This window comes from Pseudomonas folii (genome assembly GCF_014357575.1).
Lineage (GTDB): Bacteria > Pseudomonadota > Gammaproteobacteria > Pseudomonadales > Pseudomonadaceae > Aquipseudomonas > Aquipseudomonas folii.
The window spans coordinates 1-11024 of record NZ_JACONW010000167.1 but is presented as its reverse complement, the minus strand read 5'-3'; the positions used below and the strand labels follow the sequence as shown (position 1 = coordinate 11024).

Sequence of the window (11024 nt, the reverse complement as noted above, 5' to 3'; positions counted from 1 at the left end):
CGCATCCATTCAGTGATTTATATCGTGTTTGATAAAAACCACATTCAACCCACTACAGCATCCAATCCACACAACTCACGCAGCAACGTGCCATCCAGATGGTTCTCCACCAGATCCGCCAGCCGCTCGATGTCACGTTCGCGCAGCGCGTGGTAATCCACTTGCTGCACGTCCTGCAAACCGGCCCAGCGCAGTAAGGCACTGCAGGCCGCCGGGGTTTCGAACAGCCCGTGCAGGTAGGTGCCGAATATCTGCCCGTCGGCGCTTTGCGCTCCGTCGCAGCGGTCGTCGTCCAATAGCACGGCCGGGTTTTCCAGGGCTGCGCCGGTGGTCACGCCGGCATGGATTTCATAGCCGCTGACCTGCACGCCTTCCAGCAACAGACGCCCTTTCACATTGCGCAATTGCTTCTCTTCTTCGAGCACCGTGCTCATCGCCAGCAAACCAAGACCGGCGCTGGAACCCGGCGCGCCTTCCAGGCCCAAAGGATCATGCAACTGCTCACCAAGCATCTGCAAACCGCCGCAAATCCCCAGTACCTTGCCGCCATAGCGCAGATGCCGGGCGATGGCACTGTCCCAGCCATTGGCGCGCAGATAAGCCATGTCGCTGCGCACGCTCTTCGAGCCGGGCAGGATGATCAGGTCAGCCGAAGGAATGGCCTGACCCGGCCCGATGAATTGCAGATTGACCTGCGGATGCAGGCGCAGCGGATCAAAATCGGTGTGGTTACTGATGCGCGGCAGAATCGGCACCACCACGTTGAGCACTTGCTCGACCTTGTCGGTCTGGCGCTGATCGAGACCGTCTTCGGCCTCAAGATGCAGGTCCATCACGTACGGCAGCACACCGACTACCGGTTTGCCGGTCCGCGCTTCCAGCCAGTCCAGACCCGGTTGCAGCAGGGCAATGTCGCCACGAAAACGGTTGATGATGAAGCCCTTGACCCGCGCCTGCTCGCTGGGCGAAAGCAATTCCAGCGTACCAACCAGATGAGCGAACACCCCGCCACGGTTGATATCGGCAATCAGCAGCACCGGGCAATCCACCGCTTCGGCGAAGCCCATGTTGGCGATGTCGTTGGCGCGCAGATTGATTTCGGCAGGCGAACCGGCACCTTCAACCATGATCACCGGATAGGTCTGGCCCAGCCGCTCGTGTGATTCAAGCACCGCCTTCATAGCGATCTCTTTATAGCCGTGATACGCCACCGCGTTCATGGTGGTAACCGCACGACCATGAATAATCACCTGCGCGCCGGTGTCGCTGTTGGGCTTGAGCAATACCGGATTCATGTCGGTATGCGGCTGCAACCCGCAGGCCTGGGCCTGAACCGCCTGGGCGCGACCGATTTCACCGCCGTCCGCCGTCACCGCGCTATTGAGCGCCATGTTCTGCGGCTTGAACGGCACGACGGCCACACCCTGGCGCGTCAGCCAGCGGCACAGCGCCGTTACCAGCGTACTTTTGCCTGCATCGGACGTGGTGCCCTGCACCATCAACGTGCTCATGGCTGCTCCTGGCCTGGCAGGCTTTGATTGAACTCGACCAGCGCCTTTTCCAGACGCTGCCAGTGGGCTTCAGTGTCCGGCAGGCCGAAACGCAGACTGCCTTCCAGCGGATTATCGCTGACGAACAAACGCAACAGAATGCCGCGTCGGGCGCAGAATTCGTGCAGCGACTCCGCGAGCGGGGTGATCACCCGTTGAAACAGCGTGCAGCCGCCGTCCGGCTTTAGCCCGTGGCGAGTCAGTACCTGCACAAGACGGTCGCTGGCCTGATCGGTGCGGGCACGTTGCGCGAGGTGCCCATGGACATCTTTCAGACACGCTTCGCCGATGATTCGCGTGGGACCGCTGACGGTCCAGGGACCGATTTCCTGAGCCAGTGATTTGAGCAAACCCGGCTCAGCCAGGACGAACCCCAACCGCACACCGGCAAGCCCGAAGAATTTGCCAAACGAGCGCAGCACGATCAGACCGGCGAGGCCGGTGTGGGCTGCAAGGCTCAAGTCCGGCGTGTTGTCCATGAAGGCTTCATCGACCACCAGCCAGCCGCCCCGCTCCGCCAGTCGCGCATGCCACTTCAACAAGCGTTCCGGAGGGAGCATCAAGCCGGTTGGATTGTTAGGGTTAACCACTACCAGCACGTCGAGGCTGTCGAGGAAGTAATCCACTTCATGCTCAAGCATTTCGCGCACCAGAAAGCCCGCGCTGCGCCAGGCGTGAGCGTGCTCGGCATAACAAGGCGATAACACGCCGACCTTACCGGCAGAGCGTAAACGCGGCAGGGCCTGAATCGCTGCCTGGGATCCGGCGACCGGTAAGGCGCGCGCTGCGCCGTAATAAGCACAGGCGGCTTGCTCCAGTCCGTCATCGGCTTCGGGCAGGCGATGCCAGGCGGCTGCCGGGATCGCCGGAATCGGGAACGCCCAGGGTGCGATGCCCGTGGACAGATCCAGCCAGTCAGCTTCAGCAATGCCGTATTGCCTGGCTGCCCTGCGCAGGCGACCGCCATGTTCAAGCATAAAATTCGGCTCCAATGCACAACACCAACAACCATAACCACACACCGCGCTGCACCAACTGCCAGCCGCGATCAATGGAATTAGCGTCAGCGGGCACACCTTCACCCAACTGCGGACGCTGATGCAGTTCGCCGTGATAAATCGCGGCACCGCCCAGTTCGACACCCAGCGCACCCGCGCCAGCGGCCATCACCGGGCCGGCATTTGGGCTGTCCCAAGTAGGGCCTTGAGTGCGCCAGCAGCGCAGGGCCAGACGGGTTTTGCCCAGCAACGCGTACGTCAGCGCCACCAGCCTTGCAGGAATGTAGTTGAGCACGTCGTCAATCCTTGCCGCCGCCCAGCCAAAACGCTCGAAACGCTCGGTGCGATAACCCCACATGGCGTCCAGCGTGTTGCTCAACCGGTACAACACCACGCCCGGCGCACCGGCAACGGCAAACCAGAACAGCGTAGCAAACACCGCATCGCTGCCGTTCTCCAGCACTGATTCAGTGGCGGCACGGGCGACTTCGGTGGCGTCCAGTTCCGAGGTCTGGCGACTGACCAGATAGCCGACGCGACGCCGCGCCTCCTCAATGTCATCTGAGCGCAGCGCCTGTGCCACCGGCTCGACGTGCTCGCCCAGACTGCGTAAACCCAGCGCGCAATACAGCGCGAGGATTTCCACCAGCCAGCCAATGTAAGGCAGCCAGCTCAACGCCGTGGCCAGCAGTGTCAACGGGATGACCGCAATGAACCAGGCCGTAACGCCATGACTGCGCCAGCCGCGACCGGCCGAATTGAAACGCCGCTCGATACGGTCAGCGTAACGACCGAAAGCCACCAATGGATGAGCGCGCTTCGGCTCGCCCAGCAACGCATCCAGCGCCACCCCGGCAACACTTAACAGCGCCACACTCATTGACCGACTCCCCATTGGTTTTCAAACAGCATTTCGTTCAACGGGCGCTCTTTACCCCAGCCTTCCATGACCAGCATCGGCACCGGATAGAACTCGGTCACCGGCCCCAGGCACAGAATCGCCAAGGGTTTTGCGCCCTCGGGCATGCCCAGCAAGTCAGCCAGAGCCTGTGGTTCAAACAGAGAAACCCAGCCCATACCCAAACCTTCGGCACGCGCTGCCAGCCACATGTTCTGGATCGCACAGGACAACGACGCCAAATCCATCTCCGGCAACGTGCGACGGCCGAAAATGTGTTTTTCGCGATCATCCATCAGCGCGGCAACCAGCACTTCCGCGCAATCGCTGATGCCTTCGACTTTAAGTTTCATGAAGTCATCGGCGCGCTCGCCCAGCGCTTCGGCAGTCCGAATCCGCTCGGCTTCGACCTGCGCCTGAATACGCGTGCGCAACGTGCGGTCGGTGATGCGGATAAACCGCCATGGCTGCATCAAGCCCACGCTGGGTGCCTGATGCGCTGCTTCGAGCAGACGCGTCAGCAACTCGGGCGCTACGCTGCCACCGCTGAAATGCCGCATGTCCCGTCGCTCGGCAATGGCGCGATAGACCGCAGCACGTTCTTCGGCGCTGTACGCGTGATCACTCATGGTTTGAAAAGCGCCGCAATCGCCTGGGGATTGGAAGGGAAATAGAAATGCACATAGGACGCCGTCATGCGCCCGTCGCGATAGACCGCCTCCGCGCCGCGCCCACCGTTAGGGCTCAAGCCCCGGGCGATTGGCTGCAACTCGGTGCTGGTCAATGAATGGTGATAAGTGTGGCCGCGCAGCTCGCCTTCGGGCAATGCGACGTTTTGTAGCGCCAGGGCTGCCAGACGTTTCTGCATCACGGCCTCGCCCTTCAGCAAGCCAACCAGCTCAACCCGCAGCCCGTCGACATCGGTTAAGGCATCAAGCAGATACAACATGCCGCCGCATTCCGCCAGCAACGGTTTGCCAGCCTGGTGGTGTTCGCGGATCGCGGTCAGCATGGGCGTGTTCTGGCTCAAGGCGACGTGATGCAGTTCGGGGTAACCACCGGGCAGATACAGGCTGTCCGCCTCGGGCAAAACGCTGTCGCGGATCGGCGAGAAGAACACCAGTTCTGCGCCCATTGCCCGCAGCAAATCCAGGCTCGCACCATAGGTGAAGGCGAACGCTTCATCGTGTGCGATGGCGATGCGCACACCTTCAAGCAGCGGCTCGGCTGGAATAATTTCCGGAGCAGCGAAGGTCACGGCGGGCGGCAAAGCCACTTCGCAGGTGCTGGCCAGGGCATCAGCCGCTGAGTCGAGACGCAGGTCCAGGTCATTCAGTTCGCTGGCCTGTACCAATCCGAGATGACGGCTTGGCAGTTCGATTCCGGTTTCCCGGGACAATGCGCCGTACCAGCGCAGACCTTCGGTAAGGCTGCCTTCAAGTAACTGCGCGTGCCGCACGGTGCCGACGCGGTTGGCCAGTACACCGGCGAACGGCAGGTCCGGCTGATAACGCGCCAGCCCCAAGGCCAACGCGCCAAAAGTCTGGGCCATGGCCGTACCGTCGATCACACCCAATACAGGGACACCAAAATGACGGGCCAGGTCAGCACTGGACGGCGTACCGTCAAACAGGCCCATCACGCCTTCAATCAGAATCAGATCAGCCTCGCCCGCGGCCTGCCACAACATGCGACGGCTTTCATCAGCGCCCACCATCCACAGGTCGAGCTGATAGACCGGCGCACCGCTTGCCCGCTCAAGAATCATGGGGTCGAGAAAGTCCGGCCCACACTTGAACACGCGAACCTTGCGGCCCTGATTGCGATGCAGGCGAGCCAATGCGGCGGTGACAGTGGTTTTGCCCTGACCCGAAGCAGGCGCGGCGATCAATACCGCCGGACAGTGACGCGGCTCGCTCATGACAGTGCGCTCACAGCTCAATGCCTTTCTGGGCACGAATACCTGCCTGGAAGGCGTGCTTGACCACGGTGATCTCGGAAACCGTGTCAGCCATGTCGATCATTTCCGGCTTGGCACCGCGACCGGTGACGATCACGTGCTGCATCGGCGGACGCGCCTGCAAGTCGCTGAGGACTCGCTCGAGATCCAGATAACCGTGCTTGAGGGCGATGTTCAGTTCGTCCAGCACCACCAGGCCAATGGACGGATCGCGGAGCATTTCCAGAGACACTTCCCAGGCGGCTTCGGCTGCAGCGATATCGCGCTGGCGGTCCTGGGTTTCCCAGGTGTAGCCCTCGCCCATCACGTAGTAACGAACCTGTTCCGGGAAACGCCGAAAGAAGAACTCTTCACCGGTGCTGTGACTGCCTTTGATGAACTGCACAACGCCGCACTGGATGTCGTGGCCCATGGCCCGGGCGAGCATGCCGAACGCGGAGCTGCTTTTGCCTTTGCCATTGCCGGTCAAGACCAGCAGCAAACCGCATTCGTTAGGGGCGCTGGCAATGCGCTCGTCCATGACGGCTTTCTTGCGCAGCATGCGCGCCAGATGGCGTTCGTCACGTTCAGGGGATTCGTTCATCTCAGCTCTCCGCTTGAGGGCACGCGAAAGCAGACGGAGGGCGCAACAAAGACTGACAGCACGACCACAGGTCATGCGCAGAGCATCGCCCGCCGTGATGCTGTTGAATGGATCAGGCCGGTCTCCGGGCTCATGAGCGGGCGAACCCGGCTGCGCGCCTTCCCATGCCTGAGCACAGTGGCAGATTGCGCAGTTTTCACTCATTTACCGTTGCGGGGGCAGCGCCGGAATGGCTCGAAAAAAAGCGAACGCACCGGCTTCCCTGTTTCACTCAATCAGTCCGCAGACGTTGAGCACCTGAAACAAGCGCGCAGGTTAGAGCGTTGACCCGGGAGCGTCAATCAACACAGGGGTTGAACCTCAACAGAGTGAGGCCCTCTACCCCTTAATGCACCACTGCCCGTAACGGAGATCCACCATGTTCACGCTCAAACCGCACTACGCCGTCTTGCTCGTGCTTGCCGCTGGCCTCGCGGGCTGTGGCGAGTCCTCGACCTTGCAAGTCACCGACGGCACAGGCCCGTCTCCGAAGCTACCGGAGCCCAACAAGACCCTGATCCCGACCGTCAACATTGCACCGGCCGTCGGTTGGCCGCAGGGTGGCAAGCCTGTCGCGGCACCGGGCACCCAGGTCGCCGCCTTCGCTGAAAACCTCGATCACCCGCGCTGGTTGTACGTGCTGCCCAACGGCGATGTATTGGTCGCCGAAACCAATTCGCCGCCCAAGCCCGATGACGATCAAGGCGTTCGTGGCTGGGTCATGAAAAAAGTCATGGGCCGCGCCGGAGCCGGCGTGCCCAGCGCTAATCGAATCACCCTGCTACGCGACAAGGATCACGACGGCGTCGCAGAAACCCGTACCGTGTTTCTGGAGAACCTCAACTCACCGTTTGGTATGACGATGGTCGGCAACACGCTATACGTCGCCGACACCGACCGCCTGATCAGCTTCCCCTATAAAGACGGCCAGACGGCGATCACCGCGCAACCGACCAAGATCGTCGACTTGCCGGGCGGCACGCTGAATCACCACTGGACCAAAAACGTCATCGCCAGCAAAGACGGCAGCAAGCTCTACGTGACGGTTGGCTCGAACAGCAACGTGGCGGAAAACGGCATGGCCGCCGAAGAAGGTCGAGCGGCGATCTGGGAAGTAGACCCGGCGAGCAAAACCCATCGCATCTTCGCTTCGGGCCTGCGCAACCCGAACGGCATGGACTGGGAACCAACCACCGGTAAGCTGTGGACCGCGGTCAACGAGCGCGACGAAATCGGCAGCGACCTGGTGCCTGATTACGTGACCTCGGTTCAGGACGGAGCCTTTTATGGCTGGCCGTACAGTTATTACGGGCAGCATGTGGATGAGCGGGTCAAACCGCAAAACCCGGAGCTGGTTGCCAAGGCCATTGCGCCTGACTTTGCCGTGGGCCCGCACACAGCCTCGCTAGGCCTGGTCTTCGCCGACGGCAAAACCTTACCTGCACCGTTTAACGAAGGGATGTTCATCGGCCAGCACGGCTCGTGGAACCGCAAGCCACACAGCGGCTACAAGGTGCTGTTCGTGCCGTTCAAAGACGGCAAACCGGCCGGTACGCCAATCGACCTGCTGAGCGGTTTCCTCAACGCCGACGAAAAAGCGCAAGGCCGCCCGGTTGGCGTGGTGAATGACCATCAGGGTGGGTTGTTGGTGGCCGATGACGTGGGCAACAAAATCTGGCGGGTGACGGGAGCGAAGGCACAACAGGCTGGGGTGAAGCCTTAGCTTTAGTCACTGCCTGGACATTCATGAAGCAGCACCGCGTATACCTGAAATTCCTGCTGTTATCGCACCTACGCCATCGCGGGCAAGCGCGCTCCTACATATGATCGCAATCTAACTGTAGGAGCGCGCTTGCCCGCGATGACAATGTAACGATCGTCAAAGAGCCAACTGATGCGCCAACGTTCGTTGACTAATGAAGCTACTGATTGCGTGCCAGATTCGAAGGCTGAATCACTCGCTTGGCGTCCAGATAAGCCTTCTGCCAATAAGGCTTGTCCAGGCTATCGAGTTTCACGGTGCCGCCGGTAGCAGGTGCATGCACGAAGCGGCCTTCGCCCACGTAAATACCAGCATGACTGACTTGCGAACCACCGCCCGTGGCAAAGAACACCAGATCGCCAGACTGTAACTGCTGGCGGCCCACACTTGGCGCACGCATCACAATCATGTCGCGGGTCGACCGTGGCAAGGCGATACCCGCCGCATCACGATAAACAAAACCTATCAAACCACTGCAGTCAAAACCCGAATCAGGGGTGTTGCCGCCCCAGCGATAGGGCGTGCCCACGAGCCCAAGCGCACGGAACAGCACATCTTCGGCAGCAGGATTGGTGTTCTCGGCGGGAGCAACGATTACCGGGCGTTGAACGACCCGTGGCTGAGGCGGCGGCGCACTGGCGCAAGCACCCAGTAACGCTGCAAGAGAAATGACCACAATACGTAGCGTAATCGACATAAACACAACAACCCGAGGTGGATGCGGCTTACTTTGCCGGGAGCCCGAAAAGCACAAGACAGGCTTATAGCCTGTCTTTGTACGGGACGCTAATTATTTGTGACTACGCTTTTTGACCGCAGGCGTCTTGAGCGTCGTCGCCGTCATCGCGGTGGTCTGAGCTGGCGCGGTTGGCGACTCCATCGCCAGGGCACGCTTGGCTTCGATGAAGGTCTTGCTCCAGTACACATCGTCCAGGCTGTCTACACGGACACCGCCACTGCGACGACTGCTGGAGTGGATGAACTGATTGTCGCCCAGGTAGATAGCGGCGTGGCTGACGCGACCGCGACCAGCAGTGCTGAAGAACAGCAGATCGCCTGGTTCGAGGTCATTGCGCTTAACCAGCGGAGCATCGATGTTGATCATTTCACGGGAAGAACGCGGCAGGCTCATGCCCGCCTCTTCACGGAACAGATAACCAATGAAGCCGCTGCAATCAAAACCGGACTTGGTGGACGTACCGCCGAAACGGTAGCGGGTACCGATCAGGGATTTGCCACGTTCAAGAATGCTGTCAGCCAGTACCGGCAACTGATAAGGCTTGTTGTCGGAGAAACGCGCCAGTTCAGCTTCTGTCGCCAGTTCTTCCTGCAAAACCGAGCGATCTGAACGCACGTTTGCATTGGGAGCGCTGACCGATCTGGCGGTTTGCTGCTGTACTTGCTGTTGTTGCGAGACCGGTGAATTGGCGGCGCAACCTATGAGCAGGGTGACAAGTGCGAGAGGCACGAGGGGTGCGAAGCGAGCTAGCATGGGCACGACCGTGGCTGTTAAAGATTAAGAAGCCGCGACTATGCCCACTCTCAAACTGATTTGCAAATTCAATCGAACTAAATGTGACTTACCAGATCGTCCATGACATGTACCGCTCGGCAGGCAAAAAACACGTCCATTTGGGCGCTATGATCGGTAGGCGTCAAATTTACTAGCGCCGTAAAACCGCCGCAAACCCTTGTTCTTACTACGGGTTCGTGGATGTAGGGGAAGCTTGCGGTGGTCCCGATACTCAACACTGCATCGAAGCCTTTAGCCATCTCATCATAGAGCGTTTGCATCGCTTGCTCGGGCAACATCTCTTGAAACAAAACGACGGATGGTCGCATTACGCCACCACAAAACGAGCAAAGTGGTGGAAGAGGTCGCTCCAGATGCTTACTCAGCTCAGGATCTTTTGAACCGCATGACTGGCAAAAAAGCGGTGCCATCTGCCCATGGATTTCAATCAGTCGTTCAGGCGGACTACCCGCCGCCAGATGATAGCCATCGACATTTTGCGTCAGCACCCAGCATTCCGGCTTTTTGCGTTGCAGCTCGGCAATGGCGTAATGCGCACTATTGGGCTGGCCGCCCAGGCACGCCCTTCCCAGTTGCGCGATGTACTTCCAGCACAGCGCAGGATCGCGGCGCAGCATGGGGCCGGATAAAGCCATTTCGATAGGAATACCGTCGTCGGTTTCGCCGTTATACAAGCCACCGACACCACGATAGGTCGGTAACCCCGAATCCGCAGACAAACCTGCACCGGTAATAACCAGAATTCGCCGGGCATGACGCAACGCCGAGGCGGTTTGTAGCAGCAACGCGCGGTCTACCACCCAAGCGTCTCTTTAAGGAAGGGAATGGTCAGCTTGCGCTGGGCCTGCAACGAGGCCTGATCCAGGGTTTCCAGCAGATCGAACAGCGCGCTCATGCTGCGCGTACCGCGGGTCAGGATGAAATGCCCAACCTCGTCGGTCAGGTGCAAACCCCGTCGCGATGCGCGCAGTTGCAGCGCACGCAGTTTGTCCTCATCAGACAAACCACGCATCTGGAACACCAGCGCCATGGTCAGGCGTGATTTGAGGTCGGGAAGTTTGACCGGCAATTCGCGGGGAGACTGCGACGCGGCAATCAGCAGACGCCGACCGCTGTCGCGCAATCGATTGAACAGGTGAAAGAGTGCTTCTTCCCATTCAGGCTTGCCGACGATGGCTTGCAGGTCGTCGAGGCAGACCAGCTCGTACTGCTCCAGGTTGTCGAACAGCTCGACGCCTTCATCGATCACTTCAGCCAGTGGCAGGTAAACCGCCGGCTCGCCCATCTGCTCGAAACGCAGGCACGCGGCCTGCAACAGATGGGTACGCCCCACGCCGTCCTTGCCCCACAGATAAATAAGGCTTTCGGTCCAGCCCGCCTCGGCTTCGCACAGCCGCTCGACGTAGCCGAGTGCCGCAGCATTGGCGCCGGGATAGTAATTGATGAAGGTGGCGTCATCACGCAGACGCACACCCAGGGGCAGCTGAATAGGTTTCATGCTGGCTGAACGGTTCAAGTGAACCGCTAGGGGCCTCTGTGTAAAGTGCGCAAAGTTTATACCCGTGACGCTGGGGGCACAATGCGCCAGACCATAAGCAAAATCAAAGGTTTGCGTGAGCTGCGGGCATTTTCGGGTAAATGCTCAGAGATGATTGAGGGCTGGCACTCGTCTCACATGAGGTTGCAATCTCATTGTGGGA

The 11024-nt window shown here is 60.0% G+C and carries 11 protein-coding genes and 1 riboswitch; of the genes, 1 reads left to right on the top strand and 10 read right to left on the bottom strand.

All coding sequences use genetic code 11. The features are described 5' to 3' along the window. Positions 1–44: 44 nt before the first annotated feature. From H8S59_RS23375 to cobO, 6 genes are read right to left on the bottom strand one after another with little or no spacing between them, the layout of a single operon-like run. Complete coding sequence (locus tag H8S59_RS23375; RefSeq protein WP_187522961.1) at positions 45–1511, bottom strand: cobyric acid synthase; 1467 nt, start codon at positions 1509–1511, stop codon at positions 45–47. Continuing rightward, positions 1508–2527 carry a threonine-phosphate decarboxylase CobD gene (cobD, locus tag H8S59_RS23370; RefSeq protein WP_187522960.1) on the bottom strand — a complete coding sequence of 340 codons (1020 nt, stop codon included), beginning with the start codon at positions 2525–2527 and terminating at the stop codon, positions 1508–1510. Before cobD ends, H8S59_RS23375 begins: the two co-directional genes overlap by 4 nt. Next, positions 2520–3428 carry an adenosylcobinamide-phosphate synthase CbiB gene (gene cbiB / locus H8S59_RS23365; protein ID WP_187522959.1) on the bottom strand — a complete coding sequence of 303 codons (909 nt, stop codon included), beginning with the start codon at positions 3426–3428 and terminating at the stop codon, positions 2520–2522. The genes cobD and cbiB overlap by 8 nt, the downstream gene beginning before the upstream one ends. Then, positions 3425–4075 (bottom strand): 5,6-dimethylbenzimidazole synthase, encoded by a 651-nt coding sequence (gene bluB / locus H8S59_RS23360; RefSeq protein ID WP_095094917.1) that lies wholly within the window; start codon positions 4073–4075, stop codon positions 3425–3427. Before bluB ends, cbiB begins: the two co-directional genes overlap by 4 nt. Further along, positions 4072–5367: a cobyrinic acid a,c-diamide synthase CobB gene (locus tag H8S59_RS23355; RefSeq protein ID WP_187522958.1), complete on the bottom strand. Its 1296-nt coding sequence runs from the start codon at positions 5365–5367 to the stop codon at positions 4072–4074. Before H8S59_RS23355 ends, bluB begins: the two co-directional genes overlap by 4 nt. Positions 5368–5377: 10 nt before the next feature. Continuing rightward, the gene (gene cobO / locus H8S59_RS23350) at positions 5378–5989 is read right to left on the bottom strand and encodes a cob(I)yrinic acid a,c-diamide adenosyltransferase (protein ID WP_187522957.1); all 612 of its coding nucleotides are present in this window, start codon (positions 5987–5989) and stop codon (positions 5378–5380) included. Positions 5990–6087: 98 nt separating this feature from the next. Further along, positions 6088–6305: riboswitch (cobalamin riboswitch) on the bottom strand. A 102-nt stretch (positions 6306–6407) separates the two neighbouring features. Here cobO and H8S59_RS23345 point away from each other — a divergent pair. Then, positions 6408–7751, top strand: coding sequence for a PQQ-dependent sugar dehydrogenase (locus H8S59_RS23345; protein WP_187522956.1), 1344 nt, complete (start codon positions 6408–6410; stop codon positions 7749–7751). Positions 7752–7950: 199 nt separating this feature from the next. Here the strand turns inward: H8S59_RS23345 and H8S59_RS23340 are convergent, their stop codons facing one another. The 4 genes from H8S59_RS23340 to hda form a co-directional block, all read right to left on the bottom strand. Next, positions 7951–8487: a C40 family peptidase gene (locus H8S59_RS23340; RefSeq protein ID WP_095094933.1), complete on the bottom strand. Its 537-nt coding sequence runs from the start codon at positions 8485–8487 to the stop codon at positions 7951–7953. 93 nt (positions 8488–8580) lie between these two features. Then, a complete protein-coding gene (locus tag H8S59_RS23335) occupies positions 8581–9282 on the bottom strand; it encodes a C40 family peptidase (RefSeq protein WP_095094936.1) in 702 nt (233 codons plus the stop codon). 77 nt (positions 9283–9359) lie between these two features. After that, a complete protein-coding gene (locus H8S59_RS23330) occupies positions 9360–10124 on the bottom strand; it encodes an NAD-dependent protein deacylase (RefSeq protein ID WP_187522955.1) in 765 nt (254 codons plus the stop codon). Next, positions 10118–10822, bottom strand: coding sequence for a DnaA regulatory inactivator Hda (hda, locus tag H8S59_RS23325; protein ID WP_027902380.1), 705 nt, complete (start codon positions 10820–10822; stop codon positions 10118–10120). Before hda ends, H8S59_RS23330 begins: the two co-directional genes overlap by 7 nt. Positions 10823–11024: the final 202 nt, after the last annotated feature.